This window comes from Bacteroides sp. D2, assembly GCF_025147085.1.
Taxonomy (GTDB): Bacteria; Bacteroidota; Bacteroidia; order Bacteroidales; family Bacteroidaceae; genus Bacteroides.
The window spans coordinates 4,561,430-4,583,597 of the sequence record NZ_CP102261.1; the positions used below are offsets into that span (position 1 = coordinate 4,561,430).

Genomic DNA, 22,168 nt, shown 5'->3' on the forward strand with positions numbered 1-22,168 from the left:
GAATATATAACTTTTTTTACCCATCGTTTTTTGTTGTTTACAAGCATATGTCATCCGATAATCAAAGGAACCTCCCTTTGTTAATCCTTTTGATAAGGCTGTTTCGGCACTTTGTTCTCCCGGTTCCGGCATTTGAAACTTTTTGTTTCGACGCTTGAAACTTTGTGTTTCCCGGCATGAAACTATTGGTTTCCCGGTGTGAAACTAACGATTCCATGCCGGGAAACGGAATGGGGCAAGTAAGGTGTGTACTGTTATTTACTCGTAAGGATCTGTACGATACGCTCTGCGGTACGTCCGTCCCAACGTTCGGGAAGCTCGCCTTGTTTCCATTCGCCTTGCATCAAGGTATCCATTGCTTTGGCAAGCAGGGCAGGATCTTCCCCGACAAGTTCGTTGGTTCCCATGCGCCATGTTTCGGGATGTTCGGCATACGTGTTGAGCGTGATACATGGAATACCCATAAATGTTGCTTCTTCGGCCACGTTGCCCGAATCCGTAATGATTCCTTTTGCCTTGTTTATCAGATAACCGAAGAACAAGTAATTCTGCGGAGGCATTATGTGGAGGTTCGGAGCTTCGATGCCTAATTCTTTGATGGCATTTCGTACGTATGTGTGCAGCGGTGCTACGATAGGCATACCGGCAGATTTTTCAATGATTGTTTTCAGCAACTGACGCAGATTCTCTTTGTTGTTTAGCAATACGCGACGGTTGAGGGTGAGCAGGAGATAATTTCCCTCTTGCAGTCCCAATACGGAAAACCATATAGGTTTGAGCAAACGGTTCCGGTTGTAGCGGATGGTATCTATGAGAATGTTACCTACATAATATACGTTTTCACTTTCCGTTCCTGTCTGGTTCAGGTTGCGGTTGGCAACCATGCCGGCAGTAAACAGATAGTCGGATATTCCATCTGTAATCATACGGTTGACCTCTTTCGGCATCTTCATGTCGAAAGAACGGGTTCCGGCTACGAGATGCGCTACCTTGATTCCTTGTTTCTTGGCAACGATGGCACAGCTCATGGTGGCAGTCAGATCGTCTACCACAAGAACTACGTGTGCCGGATTCTCCGTCAGTTCCTGTTCAAAGGCTACCATGATTCCGGCTGTCAAACTCGTTGGATTACTACTTTCCACTCCCAGATAAACATCAGGAGCTTTCATATCGAGGTCCGAAAAGAGAGAAGCATCCAGACTTGTATCGTCTTTCCTTCCTGTATATACCAGTCGGTAAGAGATACTTTTACCCAGCGCCCGTGCGGCTTCAATAGCGCGTGTAATGGGAGCTATCTTCATAAAATTGGGGCGTGCCCCCGCAACAATTGTTATTTTCATATTGTTTCTATCTTATTCGGTTTAATTCGTGAAGCAAAAGTACATTTTCTTACGGAATTTATTCGTTACTTTGCATACAAAATAACAAATATATGCCCACATTCGTTCAAATTCTTGATTTTATAGGCACATTTGCCTTTGCTATAAGTGGCATCCGGCTGGCTTCGGCGAAACGTTTCGACTGGTTTGGTGCTTATGTGGTAGGACTTGCTACTGCTATCGGTGGCGGTACTATTCGTGATGTCCTGCTCGACGTGACACCGGGGTGGATGACCGACCCTATATATCTGATTTGTACGGGACTGGCTTTGCTGTGGGTAATCTGTTTCGGACGTTGGCTCATCCGGCTCAATAATACTTTCTTTATTTTCGATACCATTGGCTTGGCATTGTTTACCGTGGTAGGTGTAGGCAAGAGCATTGCTTTAGGTTATCCTTTCTGGGTGGCTATTATCATGGGTAGCATTACAGGAGCAGCCGGTGGAGTGATTCGTGACGTATTTATCAATGAAATACCTCTTATCTTCCGAAAAGAAATTTATGCAATGGCCTGCGTTGTAGGCGGTATTGCATACTGGCTGTGCGACGTTGCAGGTCTGGAATCATACGCCTGTCAGTTGATTGGCGGACTGGCGGTATTCCTGACCCGCATCTTAGCTGTCAAATATCACATTTGCCTACCTATATTAAAAGGTAGTGAAGAGCCGGAAGAATAAGGACGGCATTATTTTTCCTCTTTTATATCCAGTTCTCCTTGAAAACTAATGGACTGACGGTTTTGCATATTGACATCGATACTTGCCGAACCATTTGGAAATACTTTGGCTCTGAATTCATATCTGTCTTCAGGATTACGTGCGACGAACTTGATAACGGCATTCCCTTTTTTATCCATTTCCACATTATATTCTTTGAGGATGGCTTTGAAGTTAAGTCCGTCACCTCCGCCATACGGAATGCTATAAGCCCGTCCATAATAAGGCAAGTAAGAAATAACCGAATCATTTCTGATTGTCAGTGAGTAGGAAGATGTCAAAGGGATGGAGCGTCCGCGCATCGGCATGGCAGTGTTGACATCTATCTTGTAATTTTCAGATTCAATTAGTTTCATTACTGCTTCTTTCTTCTGTTCCTTCTTTTCCTTTTTACTTTGTTGAGCCGAAAGGGTAGGGATGCCCACTAGCAAGGCTAGTAACAGCATAAAGATTTGCTTCTTCGTTCTCATATCAGTTTGCATTTAGGTTGATGTATATATGTATAACAATCAAATATACTAAAAAGACAGGGATACTTCTGTTTCTTTTAATGAAAATTAAACAGAACCCCCTGTTATTTATGAGTTTAGCCCGATTTAGAACTGTTCCAGTATTTCGATTCGTTTTTCGATGGGAGGATGAGTGGCAAACAATCCGCTAAGTCCGCTGAATATACTTTTAGATGCCTTTTTGGGGTTATGAATAAATAATTGTGCCACGTCTTTCCTTTCTACTGCCTCGATAGCGGGATCTGCTGATATTTTGCGGAGAGCGCTGGCCAGTGCCAACGGATTCTTCGTCATTTCTGCCGAACCTGCATCTGCCATATATTCGCGTTTGCGTGAGATGGCAAAACGCATCAGGCTTGCAAAAAGATAACCAATGGCGGCTATCACTAAAGCAATAAGAATAAAAAGAATCACCCCGCCGCTACCTTTACTATTACTACGCACGCGTATGTGTGTAATGGTATAAAACGTGATTTCTGTCAGCATGGAGAAGATACCGACAAAGACAATGGAAATAATCAGCAGGCGTACATCGCGGTTGCGGATGTGACTTAGCTCGTGCGCGATGACTGCTTCCAGCTCCTCATCATTTAGTTTCCGGATGATGCCCTCCGAGAGGGTAACGGTGTATGTGCGTTCGTTGATACCGCTGGCAAATGCATTCAGGGAACTGTCATAGATGATATTGATTTTCGGCATTTTCATGCCTTGAGACATACAGAGGTTTTCCACCAGATTATAAACTCGTTTATTCTCCTGACGGTTCAGCGGCTTGGAGCCGGTGGCGGAATTGATAATGCTTGTGTTAGCCCAATAGGCAATCAGAAACCAGATTAATACAATCCCCATGGTATATGGTAACGAAGAGAAGAAGAAATGATTGACTATTGGCATCATTTCGACTTCCATATCCTCTTTATATCCCATAAAAGTCAGCAGGTAGCAGGCCAAATAGAGGAGTGCTGCCACGAGACAGGGAAACAGGAATAGTAGAAACGCAGAGCGCAGATTATTCCGGCTCTGCTGTGTTTGGATTCCGACGTATTGCATGCGTGTTCGACTTTTGTAATTGGATGGACGGTGTATATAAAGGTTTTAGAAACTAATTTTGGGTGCCTGCTCCAAATTCGCACGTTCGTTTTTCCCCAAGTCGAACATTATCTCTCTTTGGAATCCGGTCATTCCTGCTACGATATTCGACGGGAATGTCTGCACGGCGTTATTGTATTCTTTAGTGGCCGAGTTGAAGTAGCGGCGAACAGCAGCCAGTTTATTCTCTACATCAGAAATTTCTTCCTGTAATTGCAGGAAATTCTGATTAGCTTTCAGATCGGGATAAGCCTCGAGAGTAATCTTCAATCCGGCAAGAGCGGAGCTCAACTGATTTTCGGCAGCTATCTTATCGTCGATCGTTTTTGCGCTGACTGCACCGTTACGTGCCTGAATCACCTGGTCGAGCGTTTCTTTCTCATGTGCGGCATATCCTTTCACGGTGTCTACCAGTTGGGGAATGAGATCATGGCGTTGTTTCAACTGCACGTCGATGTCGGCAAATGCGTTTTCACGATTGTTTCTCAATTTCACTAATGAGTTGTACATGGAAGCAAAGATAATGCCCAGCAATACAATAATTCCTACAATAATAAGTATGGTCATAGCCTTTTGTTGTATTTAATAATATAAAATCAAAAGTAATCTATTTGGTTCTTTTAACCAAGAGGTAAAGGAAATATTTACTAAATACCACCTAAAAACTATCAGAAAGCACCTGAAATCTGTCATTTGATAGAATTAACCCCCAAGAAATGACAAATTTTCCCCTGTTGGATACACAAAATTCCTTTAAACTTGCAAATGTCGAGAAAAAACGAATATTAACCATAAAACCATTAAAGTATGAAAAGTTTAAGTTTCAGAAAAGATTTAATTGGAGTACAGGAAGAATTGCTTCGTTTCGCTTATAAATTAACGGCCAACCGTGAAGAAGCAAATGATTTATTGCAGGAAACATCTTTAAAAGCATTAGACAATGAAGAGAAATATGTTCCGGACACAAATTTCAAAGGATGGATGTACACAATCATGCGTAACATCTTTATTAATAACTACCGCAAAATAGTACGCGATCAGACCTTTGTTGATACCACCGATAATTATTATCACTTAAATCTGCCACAAGATTCAGGATTTGAAAGTACCGAAGGTGCTTACGACCTGAAAGAGATGCATCGCATCGTCAACGCACTCCCCCGGGAGTATAAGATTCCTTTCTCCATGCACGTATCAGGTTTCAAATACCGTGAGATTGCAGAGAAATTAGGATTGCCATTAGGTACAGTGAAGAGCCGCATATTCTTCACACGTCAACGTTTACAACAAGAGTTGAAAGATTTTGTATAAATGAGGATAACGCATACAAACAAGCTTATAAGCAAAAGGAGCAAGGGGATAGATCCTCGTTGCTCCTTTCTTTTTATTTATGATTCAATTATCACTTGCTTTTCTTGTTTTTGCTTTTTTTCTTTTCAACGGCTTTTTCTTCAGGTGGAAATTTAGGAACCAGATTCATCAGCCGTAATATCTGATTTTGTCGTTTTAATATGTATGACGAAGGTTTCGCCGAGTTAAACCGTATCGGATTGGGCAGAGTAGCGGCGATAAGTGCGCATTGTCCCCGGGTCAGCTGGGCAGCTGTTGTTCCGAATTTTACCTTTGCGGTGGCTTGCGCGCCGTAGATGCCATTTCCCATTTCTATAGAGTTGAGATAGACTTCCATGATTCGTTCTTTCGACCAGAACAGTTCGATGAGAAACGTAAAGTAGACTTCGAGTCCCTTGCGTACCCACGAAGATTGCGGCCATAAGAACACATTCTTGGCTGTCTGCTGACTAATGGTGCTTGCTCCGCGTTTCCGTTTGCGTGTTTCGTTCTCTTTCATCGCTTTCTTGATTTCTACAAGATCGAATCCGTTGTGTTCGGCAAAACGGTTGTCTTCGGAGGCTATGACCGCCATCGGCAGGTTGGGAGATATCTTATCAAAAGAAACCCACGTGTGCTTCCACGTGGGTTTATCTCCTGAAAAAATCTGCTGAACGCTTCGGATAACCATCAATGGAGTGACATAAACCGGCATAAACCGATACACAATCACTGCCAACAGAGTGGATGCAAAGAAGAAAATCAGCAGGTTGCGCGTATAGCGCAGAATTTTTTTAATTAGCAGCTGCTTGTGCATCTTTAATCATTTGTTCACTTGCGTACATGTATACTTCTACACGACGGTTTTGTTCGCGACCGGCAGCAGTATCATTGCTTGCAACGGGATCGCTTTCACCCATTCCCTGTACACCTTTGATCTGATTGGTGGAAACACCACAGCTCAACAAATAACTGGACACGCTCTGTGCACGTTCTTGTGACAAGTTCAGATTTTTCTGTTGGCTTTGTGCGGCAGTGCTGTTTTTCCAGCCCTGGTTGTCAGTGTATCCGTAGATAGACACGTCCATATCCCGGTTCTGATTGAGCACATTGTTGGCAAACTTGCTTAAAGCAGATTTAGCAGCAGCACTTAGATTTGCATTACCGGTAGTGAAAAGAATACCCGAGTCGAATGTTACTTTCACGGCTTGCAATCCGTTGTTGTCTGTTATCTGTTCTACTTGTGCGCCTTCAATTTGTTTTGCTTCTGCTGCTGCTTTGTCCATCTTCTTACCGATAAGAGCACCCGTACCTGCACCTACTGCCGTACCGATAGCAGCACCAATAGCGGCACCTTTACCTTTACCGATAACACCTCCCAGGATTGCACCCAGTGCAGCACCCGAACCACCACCGATAGCAGCACCTTTACCAGTGTTGTTCATACTTCCACAGCTACCAAATATCATGGCAATACTCATGAAGAGAACCATAAATTTCATCTTGTTCATAATGTTGATGTTTTTTTTAATTGGTTTATAAATAATGTTTTTATACGAATCGCTTCGTATTATAAATAACAATGCAAAGATACATATTATTTGGCAAGCATGTACTTTTTAAGTTAAAATAACTCGGATGAATCCCTTTGTTTGTTAATAAAGGAAAACGAACATTATCCTTTTATCGTTGAAGGAATACTTAAGCACTTCTTTTTGATAATAATGAACCAACTCAAAAGAATTAAACCTTTGGCAACGGTGGTGACGCAGACTGCCCACCAGATTCCTTCCACTCCCATACCCATCCGTACAAACAGGATAGCAAGCGGAATACGCATATAGTTGCAACTGATGCTGATAATGGCAGGGGGTATTGTGCGGCCGATGCCGTAGAAAACTCCCTGCATGGTGATTTCGAGCATCATAAAGAGCTGGGAATATCCGTCGATACGAAGGAATACACCTCCGGCCTCATAAGCAGCCTGTTCGGGCACGAATATGGCGAAAACTTCGTTTCCGAAGAAAACGAATAGCAAAGTACAGAGTGTACCGAAGATTCCCGTCATCCATAGGGTAGTGTACCAGGATTTAAGTACCCGTTCGATTCGCCCGGCAGCATAGTTTTGGGCGATGAAGGCACTTAGTGCGGTGGAGAATCCCTGTGAGGTGTTCCAGGTAATTGCTTCGATTTGTCCCCCGGTGGTGAACGTCATTAAGCCGATATGTCCTCCCTGTTCGGAAGCGGTGCGGCAGAGGAACATGTTGACGAAGGCAAACAATGTATTTAAAGTCGCTACGGGTAATCCAAGTTTAAGGATTCTCCGCGTGTACTTTTTCTTTAGCCGGGTGAAGAAAGGGAAACCGCCCAGCAGCGCATCCCTGCAACGCAACTGATAGACGAAAATCAGGAAAACACTTGCTTCTGCAATCCAGGTGGCGTACGCCGCACCGTTTGTTCCCAGTCCGAAACCGAATATAAAGAGTGGGTCCAGAACGATATTTAATATCAACCCTGTGCCACTGATAAAGAACGGGACTTTGCTGCGTCCTGCTGCATTATAAATTCCGGTGAAGGCAGCGGAAAGGAAAACGAAAGGTAATCCGGTAGAAACAATCCGCAGATATTGAATGGCATTGGCTGTGATATGTTCCTCAAGTTCATAAATACGTATGATAGGTTCTGCAAATATAAAAAGGAGTCCGCCCCAGCAAATGGAAATAATCAAAGCAATCGTAATATTATGAGACGCGAAGCTGCGGGCATCTTCCTGGCTTTGCGCACCGATGGATTGTCCGACACTCACTTCAGATCCTACCTTATTTAATAAGGAGATAGAACCGGACATCCACGTCAGGATTCCGACAGAACCGATAGCGGCTACGGCTTCACTTCCCAACCGTCCTACCCATGCCATGTCTGTGAGACTATATGCCATTTGAATAAACGACGTTGCCATGATCGGCATTGCCAGATTAAACAGTTGGCGGTTGATGGGGCCTTTTGTCAGATTCTTTATTCCTTGCATATATTTTTTCTATTCAAAATGAGGTGCAAAGATACGTAAAATTACTATTTTTGCACGTCTAATTATTCATTAATCAAAGTATATAGATACTATGAAACAGAAATTTTCTACTATTATTCTCCTGTTATTTATCTTACTGGCAGGTTCACGAGTGGTAGCACAGAATGCTCCAAAACCTTTTGATATCGAACAACCCTCACTTCGCGTATTCCTTCCGGCACCGGAACTGGCAACGGGTCGTGCTGTGGTCGCTTGTCCGGGTGGTGGATATGGCGGCTTGGCTGTCAACCACGAGGGTTACGACTGGGCGCCATATTTCAACAAACAAGGCATTGCATTAATTGTGCTCAAATATCGGATGCCGAAAGGTGACCGTACTCTACCCATTTCGGATGCTGAAGCAGCAATGAAAATCGTACGTGACAGTGCTGATGTCTGGAATTTGAATCCCAATGATATCGGTATCATGGGCTCATCTGCCGGTGGACATCTGGCATCTACCATTGCCACTCACGCCAAACCCGAACTTCGTCCGAATTTCCAGATTCTGTTCTATCCTGTGATTACGATGGATAAATCTTATACCCACATGGGTTCTCACAACAATCTTCTGGGAAAAGATGCTTCTGCCGAATTGGAAACGGAATATTCCAATGAGAAACAAGTGACGAAAGATACACCACGTGCCTTCATCGTTTACAGTGACGACGACAAGGTGGTTCCACCTGCTAATGGAGTTAATTATTATCTGGCTCTGAATAAGAACAATGTCCCTTCAGTTCTTCATATCTATCCTTCCGGCGGACATGGCTGGGGGATTCGTGAGGATTTCCTCTACAAGAGTGAAATGCTGAATGAACTGACTTCCTGGCTTCGTAGTTTTAAAGTGCCTCATAAAGATGCCATCCGTGTAGCTTGTATCGGCAATAGTATAACGTATGGAGCACGTATCAAGAATCGCGATCGTGATAGCTATCCTGCTGTGTTAAGTCGTATGCTGGGAGAGGCTTATTGGGTAAAGAATTTTGGAGTAAGTGCCCGCACTCTGTTGAATAAGGGCGATAATCCTTATATGAACGAAAAGGCTTATCAGGATGCGCTGGCTTTCAATCCCAATATCGTTGTCATCAAACTGGGTACGAATGACAGTAAATCGTTCAACTGGAAGTATAAAGCCGACTTCACGAAAGATCTTCAAACAATGGTTGATGCTTTCAAAGCATTGTCTGCCCAACCGAAAATTTATCTTTGTTATCCTTCCAAAGCCTATCAGACCGGAGATAATATCAATGACGATATAATCTCTAAAGAAATTATTCCGATGATAAAGAAAGTTGCTAAGAAAAACAACCTGGCCGTCATCGATCTTCATACGGCAATGGACGGAATGCCCGAACTATTCCCGGATAAGATTCATCCGAATGAAGCAGGTGCCAAAGTGATGGCAAAAGCTGTTTATCAGTCCCTGAAAAAGTAAAATAGAAACACAATAAATGCAGAATTTCCGGTTGAAACTTTCTCATAAAGAGATTGTTCCAACCGGAAATTTTTTAGTTTAACGACGAATAAACTTCTTATAATATGCTAAAAATATAACTTTCTGAAAGTCTGGTTTATAGGTAATCCGTATTTTTGCGCCCGAAAAAGTATTAAAATGATAAATAGCGTTATGAATAGACTACAAGATTTCACTTTTTTCTCGCAGTTGATGGCTAACGCTAATATGGGATGGTGGAAAGCCAATTTATCAACTGCGAATTATGAGTGTTCTGATTTTATATTAGAATTATTAGGTCTGGATAAGACCGGAGTTATAAGTTTTGAGGATTTCAATAAACGTATTCTGAAGGAGGAGCAACGTCCTACGACTGTCCATTCTTTTGGCGTGCATCAAAGACCGGAAGCGGTATATTTACTTGATACGGTGAAAGGAGCTGTCTGGATGCGTAGTAAGATCTGCTTTCAAGAAACGGACGAAGACGGAAATGAAATTGTTTATGGTATAGCCGAAGTGCAAGATGCTCCCGATATGGCATCTGCTTATCAGGCATTGCAGCATAGTGAACGTCTCTTATATAACATTTTCAAGCATTTACCAATCGGCATCGAACTATATAATATGGATGGAGTATTGATAGATTTGAACGATAAGGAATTGGAGATGTTTCATGTAGAGAAGAAAGAAGATATATTGGGTATCAATATTTTCGAGAATCCTATTTTCCCGAAAGAATGAAAGAGCGGTTGAAGAAGAATGAAGATGCCGACTTTACTTTCCGCTATGACTTCTCGAAAGTAGGTTCCTATTATCAGAACTCCCAAAAGGAGGGCAAGATTGATTTGGTGACTAAAGTGACTACGTTGTATGATAACGAACACCAACCGATAAATTACCTGTTGATTAATGCGGATAAGACAGAAACAACTGTGGCTTATAATAAAATCCAGGAGTTTGAAGAGTTTTTTGAACTGGTCGGTGATTATGCCAAGGTTGGTTATGCTCACTTCAATGTTTTGACCGGACATGGTTACGCCCAAAAGAGCTGGTACGATAATATAGGTGAAGAAGATGAAACTCCCTTATCCGAAATCTTTTCTGCATACCGGCATTTCCATTCCGACGACCGTGCCCTATTGATTCAGTTTTTGGACGATGTGCGGAAAGGACTTACTGTCAAACTTAGCAAAGAGATGCGTATCTATAGAGAGGATGGCACCTGCACATGGACGTATGTCCATTTGTTAGTCAGGAAATATGCCCCGCAAGATCAGATTATCGAAATAATCAGCATCAATTATGATATCACAGAACTGAAAAGAACAGAGGAAATGCTTGTCAAAGCACGCGATAAAGCCGAAGCATCCGATCGTTTAAAGTCTGCTTTCCTGGCCAATATGAGCCATGAAATCCGTACTCCTTTAAATGCTATCATCGGGTTTTCGAGCTTGTTGGCTAGTACGGAGGATGCAGCGGAAAAAGAACTTTATAATTCCCTGATCGGCCACAACAACAAACTTCTGCTTAATCTGATTAATGACGTGATTGATCTCTCTAAGATAGAATCCGGATATATAGAACTCCATCCGGACTGGGTTAATCTTACCGAACTTCTTAACGAGAGCGTGGCGGAGTATGTTCATCAAGTACCTTCCGGTGTTGAACTCTTAACCAACTATCCCGAGCATGCTTTTCTGGCAGAACTGGATAAGCTGCGCATCAAACAGATAGTAAGTAACTTCCTCTCGAATGCTTTAAAGAATACTACCACCGGACATGTGGAAGTCTTCTATGAGATAGACCATCAGTTTGTCCGAATCGGTGTTAAAGACACCGGGCGGGGTATCCCGCAAAATATGCTTGAAAAGATATTCGAAAGGTTTGAAAAGTTGGACTCCTTTGTTCAAGGAGCCGGTTTGGGCTTATCTATTTGTAAATTGATCGTCGAAAAAATGAACGGGCGGATATTAGTAGATTCCCAACTGGGGATAGGCACTACTTTCGTAATCGAATTACCGTGCCATTCTATACCTGTTGAATGAGTATATTGGGGAAAATATAAAAAAGAAAGATTCCCTTGATTCATGAATATTGCCCTGAAAGTTTGCGATAAATAATATATTTCGCCCTTTAGTTGACTTTGTCAACTAAAGGGCTTATCTTTGCGGCATGAAACAGGAACATGTGAATAGTATAAGAGCCTTTAACAGGTTCTATACAAAGTTGTTAGGCGTACTTAACAAGTATTATTTAGAAAGTGAATTTGGACTTCCCGAGGTTCGCATTATTCAGGATGTTTATTTGCACCCTGATAGAAGTTCCAAAGATATATCCAGTGAGTTAAACATGGATAAAGGTTTGCTCTCCCGTTTATTAAAACAACTGGAACAAAAAGGGTATATATGTCGAAAAGGAACAGAAAGAGATAGTCGCATGGGGCTGATAAATCTCACACAAAAAGGATGTGAAATTTATCATTGCTTAAATGCTGCCGCTAATCAATCTGTGGAGGAAATCTTTGCACACCTGAATGATGGCCAACTGCAAGAGATAATAAATAGTATGGACTTCATCTATAATACAATGAACGAAAAGGAAACCAATCTTGCAGTTAAGAATGTTGCACCCATTGTAATACGCCCAATAGAGGAAGAAGATAATACTTCAATTGCTTGTGTACTTCGTGCTTCAGTTGAAGAACATGACGCTCCTAAAGTCGGTACATTTTATGATGATCCACATACAGATATGATGTTTCAGACTTTTAATATAAAAAATGCAGAATATTGGGTGGTTGAATGTGACGGTGTAATATTGGGTGGCGGCGGTTTTTATCCAACTAAAGGCCTGCCAAAAGGGTACGCTGAATTGTCAAAATTCCATTTTAAACCAGAGCTTAGAGGGAAAGGAATTGGAAAACGCCTACTTCAACTAATAGAACAGCGAGCAATAAAGGCTGGATATACATATATGTATATTGTTTCATATCACCAGTTTGGAAATGCTGTCGCTATGTATGAAAAATGCGGGTATAAGCACATAAGTAGTGCATTAGATCAGTCAGGGCTGTATCAAGACGCACCTTTTCATATGGTGAAAGAGTTGTAGATAAAAGTGTGACTATCATTTTTAGGAAATATGATAGTGATTATTGGTTACGGATATAATATAAAAAACTCCTGCAATACCTTGATATTGTAGGAGTTATCTTTTTCTATTCTGCCTTTCTGTGATCCGCCTGGGGCTCGAACCCAGGACCCCAACATTAAAAGTGTTGTGCTCTACCTGCTGAGCTAGCGAATCGGTCCTTCAGTGCTTTCTTTCGAATGCGGGTGCAAAGGTAGAACATTTTTTTATAACTCCAAAAGAATTCAAACATTTTTCTTATCTTTGTGCCATTATCAACAATATATAATCATACGTATGGCTGCTGACGATAAAAAAATTATCTTCTCGATGGTGGGAGTGAGCAAGGCTTTCACCCCCAATAAGAATGTGCTGAAAGACATTTACCTGTCGTTTTTCTATGGAGCGAAAATCGGTATTATCGGTTTGAACGGTTCCGGTAAATCAACGTTATTGAAGATCATCGCCGGTTTGGAGAAATCCTATCAGGGAGAAGTGGTGTTCTCTCCGGGATATTCCGTGGGTTACTTGGCACAGGAACCTTATTTAGACAACACAAAGACAGTAAAAGAAGTAGTAATGGAAGGTGTGCAATCCATTGTTGACGCACTGACAGAATACGAAGAAATCAATCAGAAGTTCGGTTTGCCGGAGTACTACGAGGATCAGGATAAGATGGATGCTCTTTTTACTCGTCAGGGCGAACTGCAAGATATCATTGATGCGACTGATGCATGGAATCTGGATAGCAAACTAGAGCGTGCGATGGATGCTCTCCGTTGTCCGCCTGAAGATCAGCCGGTAGAAAACCTGTCCGGAGGTGAACGTCGTCGGGTAGCTTTATGTCGTTTGTTGTTGCAGAAACCGGATGTGCTCTTGCTGGACGAACCTACCAACCACTTGGATGCAGAATCTATCGACTGGTTGGAACAACATCTTCAGCAATATGAAGGTACGGTTATTGCCGTGACGCACGACCGTTACTTCCTCGATCATGTTGCCGGATGGATTCTCGAACTAGACCGTGGTGAAGGTATTCCCTGGAAAGGTAACTACTCTTCCTGGCTGGAACAGAAGACAAAACGCATGGAAATGGAAGAAAAGACCGTCAGTAAACGTCGCAAAACACTGGAACGTGAGTTGGAATGGGTGCGCATGGCTCCGAAAGCCCGTCAGGCAAAGGGTAAGGCACGTCTTAACTCTTATGACAAGTTGCTGAATGAAGACGTGAAAGAGAAAGAAGAAAAACTTGAAATCTTCATTCCGAATGGTCCGCGTCTGGGTAATAAAGTCATTGAAGCGAAACAGGTGGCCAAAGCATACGGCGATAAACTATTGTTTGACGATTTGAACTTTATGCTTCCTCCTAATGGTATTGTTGGTGTGATCGGTCCCAATGGTGCGGGAAAAACGACACTGTTCCGTCTGATTATGGGATTGGAGACAGTAGATAAAGGAGAGTTTGAAGTAGGAGAGACTGTAAAGGTGGCGTATGTAGACCAGCAACACAGAGATATTGATCCGAATAAGAGTGTTTACCAAGTAATTTCCGGTGGCAATGAGTTGATCCGCATGGGAGGACGTGACATCAATGCGCGTGCATACCTTTCCCGTTTCAATTTCTCCGGAGGCGATCAGGAAAAACTTTGCGGTGTACTGTCCGGTGGTGAAAGAAACCGTTTACACTTGGCGATGGCTTTGAAAGAAGAAGGCAATGTACTGTTGCTCGATGAGCCTACCAATGATATTGACGTAAACACACTGCGTGCTTTGGAAGAAGGTCTGGAAGATTTTGCCGGCTGTGCCGTAGTTATCTCGCATGACCGTTGGTTCCTCGACCGTATCTGTACACACATTCTGGCTTTTGAAGGAGACTCCAATGTATTCTACTTCGAAGGGTCTTATTCAGAATACGAAGAAAACAAAATGAAACGTTTGGGAAATGAAGAGCCGAAGCGTGTTCGTTATAGAAAGTTAATGACTGACTAGTATAAAGTAATAGATTGAAGCATTTCTAATGCTTTCTGTTTCAAAATAAAAGGCTCTGCAAATATTGTAGAGCCTTTATCATTTTATAAGGTAGTGAAACGTTTATCTCTCTTAAAAAAATGTAGTATAATCGTAATGTAGTTCTAAATATTATTAATTATATTTGTGCACAGTTTTTAAAAGCAAACAATTTATATTAACTAATCAACTACATTTATGTTAAAGAGAATGCGATCTTTCTTAGTGCTAGTAATGTTGTTTATTGCTGTCACGATGAGCGCGCAGGTTACAACAGCCACGATGAGTGGTAAAGTGACCGCACAAGATGAACCAATCATTGGAGCAACAGTCGTTGCGGTTCACGAACCATCAGGCACTCGTTATGGTACAGTGACTAACGTCAGTGGTCAATTTAATCTGCAGGGTATGCGTACCGGCGGCCCTTACAAAGTAGAAATTTCTTATGTTGGTTATCAAACAGCAATTTACAAGGGAATTAATCTTTTACTGGGAGAGAATTATGTTTTAAATGTTTCTTTAAAAGAGAGTTCAGAACTGTTGGACGAAGTAGTAGTGACTGCTTCTAAAGAGAGTAATATGAAGTCTGACAGAGCAGGTGCTGTAACTAACCTTACCAGTGCAAAAATCGCTTCTATTCCTACAGTGAGCCGCAGCATGAATGATATCATGCGTTTGTCTCCACAATCCAACACAACATCTAATGGTTTTGCAGCTGGTGGTGGTAACTATCGTCAGTCATTTGTAACAGTGGATGGTGCTTCATTTAATAACGCTTTCGGTATCGGTTCTAACTTACCGGCAGGTGGTGCTCCTATTTCTTTGGATGCACTGGAACAGCTTTCTGTTTCTATCACTCCGTATGATGTTCGTCAGAGTGGTTTTACTGGTGCAGCTATCAATGCTGTAACTAAATCCGGAACAAATGAATTGACTGGTTCTGCTTATACGTTCTTAACAAACAATAATTTGATTGGTGATAGAGTAGGTGATGGTTCAATTGAACTTGAAAAATCTCATCAATATACTTATGGTGCAACTTTAGGTGGTGCTATCATTAAAAATAAGTTATTCTTCTTCGTGAATGGAGAATATGAAGATGACTTGACAGCAGGTCCCGTTGCACGTGCACGTAATAATGATGGTGAGAAATATGGGGAGAACGGTATACATCGTCCTGTTGCTTCCAAAATGGATGAAATTCGTGATTATCTGATTAATACCTATGATTATGATCCGGGAGTATATCAAGGATATAATGTAAAGGTGCCATCATATAAGTTTCTGGCACGTGTGGATTGGAATATTAATGAGAACAATAAAGTGAATGTTCGTTTCTCTAAAACTAATAATAGATATGACGCTTCTCCGTCTTCTTCTGTCAATCCGATGACAGCGGGTACGATTTTTCCGGGTAGTACTACAGCAGGTATTTCTGCGGAGAAAGGAGCTACTTCTGACGAGGGTTTGTATTTTAGGAATACGCGTTATCGTCAAGAACAGAGATTTACATCTATTGCTGCCGAGTGGAATTCAAAATGGGGAGTGTTGAATAATACCCTGCGTGGAACCTATTCATATCAGGATGAACCTCGTTCTTATGATGGCGGTATATTCCCAACTACTTATATATTGGAGGATGGTGCGGTATATGCAATGTTTGGTACCGAATTATTTACCGAGGGAAATATTCGTCAAGTGAAGTCATTTACTATTACTGATGAAGCTACTTGGACATGGGGTAATCATAATTTTATGGCTGGCTTACAGTTTGAGTCCAACAAAGCTTTAAATGGATATATGCAAGGTGCAAATGGTGCCTATGTTTATAGTTCATGGGATGATTTTGTAACAGGAAAGAAGCCGTTTTCATTTTTGATTACCCACTCTAATTCTGCAGACTTGTCACAGTTTACCTCTAAGATGAGACAAACACAATATTCTGCATATATTCAAGATCAATGGAATATCAGTGAGAATTTTAAGTTGACAGCAGGTCTGCGTTTTGAGTTGCCAGTGTATCCATCTTTAAAAGATAACTATAATGCTGAATATGCCAAGTTGAATTTCGGTGGTCGTAAATTTACTACGGATCAGGTACCGGGCAATTCCTTGTCTGTTTCTCCCCGTATTGGTTTCAATTGGGATATTACAGGGGAGCGTAAATATGTGTTGCGTGGAGGTACAGGATACTTTGTAGGACGTATGCCGTTTGTGTGGTTAGTTTCGGCTGTAGGAAATTCAGGTGTAGGGCAGACACAATATGGTTATAATATTGGTAAAAGTTCTACTCCAGGTGCAGTTGCTCCTAATTTCTATACAGATGCGAAAGATATGTTGGAGGATATTTATCAAGGCAACTTTACTCCACAAGTTAGTATTCCTGGCAGTCCTACTATTATTGATAAGGATTTGAAGATGCCTGCTACTTGGAAAACGTCATTAGCTTTTGATACCAAGTTACCAGGTGATATTGATTTTACCTTAGAGGGTATTTACAATCGCGACTTTAATCCGGCTGTTATTTCCAATGCTAATATTTATGCTGATGGAACAAAAACAATTAGCAAAAATGACATACGTACTGCTTATAAGAGCTATAATGCTGGTACAGGTGCTTATTTGATTGAAAATGGTGGTTCAAAAGCATACTATCTGTCGTTAACTGCTCAATTGCATAAGAATTTCGATTTTGGTTTGGATGCTTCATTCGCTTATACTTATTCTCGCGCACGTTCTTATGGTGACGGCATTGGTGACCAAGTAACTTCTGCATATAGAACCAATACTTATGCAGTCAATGGTATTAATGACCATGAATTGGGTTATGGTACTTATGTGGCACCTCACCGTATAATTGCATCATTAGGTTATTCAAAAGCTTATGCTAAACACTTTAGGTCAAGTGTTTCATTTATTTACGAGGGCGCTCCATTAGGATATGCAGGTGGAAGCTATTCTTATTCCCGCTATTCATATACTTACACTAAAAATATAGTAGGTGATGGTGGTGCTAATAATTTGCTGTATGTTCCTGCTACTAAAGATGAATTGACATTTAAAGATGTAACCTCAAAGACTGGTGAAGTGACTTATTCAGCTGAACAGCAGAAAGAAGATTTCTGGAATTTTGTTCAACAGGACAAATATTTGAAAAAGCGTTTAGGCAAATATGCAGAGCGTGGTGGTGCAGTGATGCCTTGGCATCATCAGTTGGATTTCAAATTTAATCAAGATTTCTATATGATGATAGGTGGTAAGAAGAATCTATTGCAGTTTGGTATAGATATTCAGAATCTGGCTAACCTACTAAATAAGGACTGGGGATTGTATAAGACTGTAAATTCTATTACTCCGTTAGCAGATAATGGTGATGGAACATTTACCATGCAAAAAGCTAGTGGTCAAATATTAAACTCTACATATAAGAATTATGCAAGTACAGCTTCTACTTATCGTGTGATGTTTAGTTTGCGTTATATCTTCAATTAATATACTATTGTTGAAGTTCTTAATATAAAAAAGCTGTCTCGTGAAAACGAGGCAGCTTTTTTATTATCAGTAATTGATTATATACTTAGGGACATATTACAGAATAATTATATAGTAATCCCTTATCAACTTTGTTTTAATATAAGAGGTTAAAGTAGGAAGATAAATTATAACTTCACCCTCATCACCACCGGATTATGATCGCTATAAGTAAGATCCGGAGAGAAGTAATCCGTACTATTCAGTTCCGGTGAATGGAGAATATAGTCGATTCTTAACAGATGCTTGAAAAACTTGAAAGTATACATATACCCATGACCACTCGTCTGAAAACCGTCCTGCAACTTATCACCTTTTACAGTGTGATAAACATACGAAGACGGCAGAGAGTTAAAGTCACCACAGACTATAGTAGGATAGGGAGAGGCAGCTATCAGTTGCTTTAGAGTATTAGCTTGTGCGGCACGTTTCCGGAAATTCTCATGCAATCCGTCAATCAATCCCACAGCAGCACGTTCCACCCTTTGAGAATCATCCGTGCGGAGTCCCTTTTCCAGTTTGCGCTTGTTCTGGCTCACTTCCGTTGTTTGGAGATGATTGTTGAACAGACGGATAGTACGGCCATTAGTCTCAATATCACACCAGAGACTGCAATTTTTCGAATCAGGATAGACGATAAGATTCTCCTCCTTGATGGGGTAACGGCTGAAAACAGCCAGTTGCAACAAATGTTTTCCCTCGGGAGAAATAGGAATAAAATAATACGGCCAATCAGAAAGAACCGCAGCTATACTGTCTACACCAAACTCATCATTAATGCCAAACTCCTGAAAACAGAGAATATCTGCTTGCAGATTTCTCATGTAAGAGGCTATCTCTTTGCATGAATAACCGGTATCCTCATGATTAAAAGCGTCAACGTTGTAAGTAGCAACAGTTAGAATGCCAGGAGTATACGCGTTCATTTTGACCATTGGAGCCGAAGCCGGGCTGAAAAAAGGAGATTGAATCACACAACTAATATAGCTCCAGTTACTAAATATAGCAATCAGAGGGATGAAAACCCAACACCTCCAACGGATCGTCCAGTAGATGACAGAAGCAAGGTTAGCCAACAAAAGTATCGGTAAAATCAAACCGATGAAAGGCATAAATTTGAAACTATCCGGTGCGGCATTACCTACGAAGGCGCCCGCAATGGTAACTCCTGCCAAAATACTGGTCAGCACGATGGATATGTAATAAAACAGTCTGTAAAAGGCTTTCATCTAATCTAAGTTATTGGGTGATTATATCACTATTAAAGCGTTTTCTATACAATATGTACTCTATAATATGTGCCCTTTTACGGAGGTGACAGCCATTTATGAATCATAGCTTTCAGCTTATCATCCGCTATCGGTTTAGCTATAAAATCGTTGCATCCGGCCTCCTTCGCCGCTTTCCGGTCCTGCTCATAAGCAAAGGCACTTTGAGCAATGATAGGAACAGTGGCAGACAGCTCCCGAATGATTTTCGTTGCCTCCAATCCATCCAAATTCGGCATTTTAATATCCATCAGGATAAGATCGGGTTTCACCTCATCGAACATCGTGACAACCTCCATTCCGTCATGCGCACGAATAATCCGGTGCTCCTTACCTAAGATAGCCTCCAATAAATCAAAGTTACTGTCCGTATCCTCGGCAACCAAAATACAAGCATGCCGTGTATTTATAGCACTGCTCATACCTCCGCTCGTCTCATCATCATTCTTTTTCTCCGAATCTACACTCACGGATTCTGCAACCGTATACGGCAAAGTAAATGTAAACGTCGTTCCCTTACTAAATTCGGAGCTGACGGAAATCTTGCCCCCGAGACGTTCAACGATAGACTTACAGATAGATAATCCCAACCCAGTGCCCTGTGCATGATTGTTCAGCTTGGCAAAACGTTCGAACACACGACCCACTTTCTCCGGCTCAATTCCTGTTCCGGTATCCGTTACGTGGAAAACAATCTGGTTATCCACCAGCTTATAACCATAACTGATACTTCCTTCTTTCGTAAACTTAACAGCATTCCCAATCAGATTCGAAATCACCTGGAATACCCGATTCTTGTCCGTTTCAATCATCAGACTCTCGTCCGAAGGCTCATAGACAAGGCTTACTCCCTGCGGAGTACGGAATATATGAGCATCGTACACTTCCCGGCAGAGATTATGGAGACTAGCCGGTCCGAAGGAAAACTCGATAGTTCCCGATTCAATCTTCGAGAGATCGAGAATCTCGTTGATAAGTTGCAAAAGACGCTCGTTGTTCGCGTTTACGATGTTGTAGTACGTCTTTCGTTCTTCCGCATCATCACTTTCGGCAATGAGATGCGAGAACCCCACAATAGCATTCAGCGGAGTACGTATCTCATGACTCATATTGGCAAGGAAAGCTGATTTCAAACTATCAGACATTTCCGCCTTTTCCTTCGAAGACAGTAGCTCCCGCTTCATCATTTCCAGTTCCGTGACATCCCATTCGATGCTGACGATGATAGGCGAAGACAGTTCGTCCCCATCCACCCGGATTTTCCGCTTGTCAAGGATAATCAGGTTTCCGTTCCGATCCTTTCCTTCCACCGTCCAGTGCATACCTTTTCCGCTGGTGGCCACTTGAATATCCTCCTGTCTCTTCTTCTCGGCCACGATAGGCGGATAGAAATCGAAGTCATTCTTACCGACAGGATCGTTCTTGTAAAGATCGCGGTTATAAGCCTCCCGATTTCGATAAATGTACCGGAAATCATTGTTGATCTCCTTCACAACAATCCCCGCGGGGAGATTATTGATCGTCGTATCCATGATTTGATTGAGCCGTTTGATTTGGGCTTCGTATCGAATCCTCTCGGAAATATCATGAGCAAACGACCAGTAACTTTCTTCTCCGGAGTCATTGGTGACGTTGTACATCGTACCTTCGTAAGCCAATATACCTTTATTGATTTTCGATGGATGATGAGCCACAAAGTTACTGCTGCCACCGTGTATGACATCTTTACAACGTTCGTCCCAAGCCTCTTGCGTAGGCATATCTGCGGTGACATTGTAGATTTTCAACTGACTGATATCCTCACTTTCGGGAATACCGTGATTGTGCAGGAAACGACGATTGGCGAAGATGATCGTACCATCGGGTCTGGCGGCAAAGATACTCTCTTTGGCGTTGTTGATAGCATGTGTCAACGTGTTGATGTCATTTCTGCGATGCTGTATGTCCGTGATGTTCTGAATATACCCTTCGATGTTGAAACTACCGTCGGAGCACTCTTTACGCAAATAAGTCTGGATACGCATATAGAAGATTTCCCCATTCAGACGAACGCGATAACTGATGCTCTCCATGTTGAGTTCTTTCTCGTTCACGTGACACCATTCAATAAAACTCTGACGATCTTCTTCTACAATCAGTTCCACATATTTTTCAATGGCAAGGTTCTGCACACTTTCTTCGCACAAGACACCTGTATATCCAAGATAATGGAAAACATTTTTGTTCGTATTGTACGCCCATTGTCCTATCTGGGCTACCTTTTGTATAGCCCGCAGGGTGAGATTTGCTTGTTCCAACCGTCTTTTTACATTGCTTCTTTGCGTGATGTCGCGATATTGGCAAAGCACCATGCCATCATACGGAAACATGAGGCATTTGAAGTAAAAAGTTTCGTCTTTCAGTACCAACTTGAAGTTCTTGCTGATGCTTCGTTGTTCTTCGAGTACAACCTGAAAGACGGGCATCACCCTCTCTCTCGTATATTCTGGTAAAAGCTCAAATATATTTTTTCCTAAAAGTATATCCTCTTGCAGAAACCATAGATCACAATGTGACTCAATGTCTATGCAGACGCCGTACCTGTCAACTAGTAGCATCGTGTCTGCCGTCAGTTTCAATATTCTTTGTGCGTTATTCGCATCATGTAATATTCTGTTCATATCTGTTTTTTATTAGATGATAGAGACT

15 protein-coding genes, 1 tRNA gene and 1 pseudogene are annotated in these 22,168 nt (G+C 41.8%); 7 read left to right on the top strand and 10 right to left on the bottom strand.

All coding sequences use genetic code 11. The annotated features are described in order from the left end of the window. Positions 1 to 254 precede the first annotated feature (254 nt). Positions 255 to 1,340 (bottom strand): non-hydrolyzing UDP-N-acetylglucosamine 2-epimerase, encoded by a 1,086-nt coding sequence (wecB, locus tag NQ505_RS16545; RefSeq protein WP_008999366.1) that lies wholly within the window; start codon positions 1,338 to 1,340, stop codon positions 255 to 257. Between the two features lie 92 nt (positions 1,341 to 1,432). Between wecB and NQ505_RS16550 the strand changes: the two genes are divergently transcribed. Further along, on the top strand, positions 1,433 to 2,056 hold the full coding sequence (locus NQ505_RS16550; protein WP_004300342.1) for a trimeric intracellular cation channel family protein: 624 nt from the start codon (positions 1,433 to 1,435) through the stop codon (positions 2,054 to 2,056). A gap of 8 nt (positions 2,057 to 2,064) precedes the next feature. Here NQ505_RS16550 and NQ505_RS16555 read toward each other — a convergent pair whose 3' ends face one another. From NQ505_RS16555 to NQ505_RS16565, 3 genes are all read right to left on the bottom strand, one after another. Further along, the gene (locus NQ505_RS16555; RefSeq protein WP_004306358.1) at positions 2,065 to 2,565 is read right to left on the bottom strand and encodes a DUF4251 domain-containing protein; all 501 of its coding nucleotides are present in this window, start codon (positions 2,563 to 2,565) and stop codon (positions 2,065 to 2,067) included. Positions 2,566 to 2,691: 126 nt separating this feature from the next. After that, on the bottom strand, positions 2,692 to 3,654 hold the full coding sequence (locus NQ505_RS16560; protein ID WP_008999367.1) for a M48 family metallopeptidase: 963 nt from the start codon (positions 3,652 to 3,654) through the stop codon (positions 2,692 to 2,694). A 45-nt stretch (positions 3,655 to 3,699) separates the two neighbouring features. Then, on the bottom strand, positions 3,700 to 4,260 hold the full coding sequence (locus NQ505_RS16565) for a LemA family protein (protein WP_008999368.1): 561 nt from the start codon (positions 4,258 to 4,260) through the stop codon (positions 3,700 to 3,702). Positions 4,261 to 4,500: 240 nt separating this feature from the next. Between NQ505_RS16565 and NQ505_RS16570 the strand changes: the two genes are divergently transcribed. Further along, positions 4,501 to 5,004, top strand: coding sequence for an RNA polymerase sigma factor (locus NQ505_RS16570; protein WP_004300346.1), 504 nt, complete (start codon positions 4,501 to 4,503; stop codon positions 5,002 to 5,004). Between the two features lie 91 nt (positions 5,005 to 5,095). Here the strand turns inward: NQ505_RS16570 and mtgA are convergent, their stop codons facing one another. From mtgA to NQ505_RS16585, 3 genes are all read right to left on the bottom strand, one after another. Next, complete coding sequence (gene mtgA, locus NQ505_RS16575; RefSeq protein ID WP_004300347.1) at positions 5,096 to 5,839, bottom strand: monofunctional biosynthetic peptidoglycan transglycosylase; 744 nt, start codon at positions 5,837 to 5,839, stop codon at positions 5,096 to 5,098. Next, complete coding sequence (locus NQ505_RS16580) at positions 5,817 to 6,533, bottom strand: OmpA family protein (protein WP_004300348.1); 717 nt, start codon at positions 6,531 to 6,533, stop codon at positions 5,817 to 5,819. The genes mtgA and NQ505_RS16580 overlap by 23 nt, the downstream gene beginning before the upstream one ends. A gap of 164 nt (positions 6,534 to 6,697) precedes the next feature. Further along, positions 6,698 to 8,050 (bottom strand): MATE family efflux transporter, encoded by a 1,353-nt coding sequence (locus tag NQ505_RS16585; protein WP_008999369.1) that lies wholly within the window; start codon positions 8,048 to 8,050, stop codon positions 6,698 to 6,700. A 91-nt stretch (positions 8,051 to 8,141) separates the two neighbouring features. On the opposite strand from NQ505_RS16585, the gene NQ505_RS16590 reads away from it, so the two are divergent. The 3 genes and pseudogenes from NQ505_RS16590 (at position 8,142) to NQ505_RS16600 (ending at position 12,656) form a co-directional block, all read left to right on the top strand. Then, on the top strand, positions 8,142 to 9,527 hold the full coding sequence (locus NQ505_RS16590; protein ID WP_008999370.1) for a GDSL-type esterase/lipase family protein: 1,386 nt from the start codon (positions 8,142 to 8,144) through the stop codon (positions 9,525 to 9,527). 192 nt (positions 9,528 to 9,719) lie between these two features. Then, positions 9,720 to 11,590, top strand: a pseudogene (locus NQ505_RS16595) (PAS domain-containing sensor histidine kinase). Between the two features lie 127 nt (positions 11,591 to 11,717). Beyond that, a complete protein-coding gene (locus NQ505_RS16600) occupies positions 11,718 to 12,656 on the top strand; it encodes a helix-turn-helix domain-containing GNAT family N-acetyltransferase (protein WP_008999371.1) in 939 nt (312 codons plus the stop codon). Positions 12,657 to 12,778: 122 nt separating this feature from the next. Here NQ505_RS16600 and NQ505_RS16605 read toward each other — a convergent pair. Continuing rightward, positions 12,779 to 12,851: transfer RNA gene (locus NQ505_RS16605), tRNA-Lys, on the bottom strand. 120 nt (positions 12,852 to 12,971) lie between these two features. On the opposite strand from NQ505_RS16605, the gene ettA reads away from it, so the two are divergent. Then, positions 12,972 to 14,663 carry an energy-dependent translational throttle protein EttA gene (gene ettA, locus NQ505_RS16610; RefSeq protein ID WP_259825623.1) on the top strand — a complete coding sequence of 564 codons (1,692 nt, stop codon included), beginning with the start codon at positions 12,972 to 12,974 and terminating at the stop codon, positions 14,661 to 14,663. A 216-nt stretch (positions 14,664 to 14,879) separates the two neighbouring features. Continuing rightward, on the top strand, positions 14,880 to 18,173 hold the full coding sequence (locus tag NQ505_RS16615) for a TonB-dependent receptor domain-containing protein (RefSeq protein ID WP_008999374.1): 3,294 nt from the start codon (positions 14,880 to 14,882) through the stop codon (positions 18,171 to 18,173). A 167-nt stretch (positions 18,174 to 18,340) separates the two neighbouring features. Here NQ505_RS16615 and NQ505_RS16620 read toward each other — a convergent pair whose 3' ends face one another. Next, positions 18,341 to 19,441: an endonuclease/exonuclease/phosphatase family protein gene (locus NQ505_RS16620; RefSeq protein WP_008999375.1), complete on the bottom strand. Its 1,101-nt coding sequence runs from the start codon at positions 19,439 to 19,441 to the stop codon at positions 18,341 to 18,343. 77 nt (positions 19,442 to 19,518) lie between these two features. Continuing rightward, positions 19,519 to 22,140 carry a PAS domain-containing hybrid sensor histidine kinase/response regulator gene (locus tag NQ505_RS16625; protein ID WP_008999376.1) on the bottom strand — a complete coding sequence of 874 codons (2,622 nt, stop codon included), beginning with the start codon at positions 22,138 to 22,140 and terminating at the stop codon, positions 19,519 to 19,521. Positions 22,141 to 22,168 lie beyond the last annotated feature (28 nt).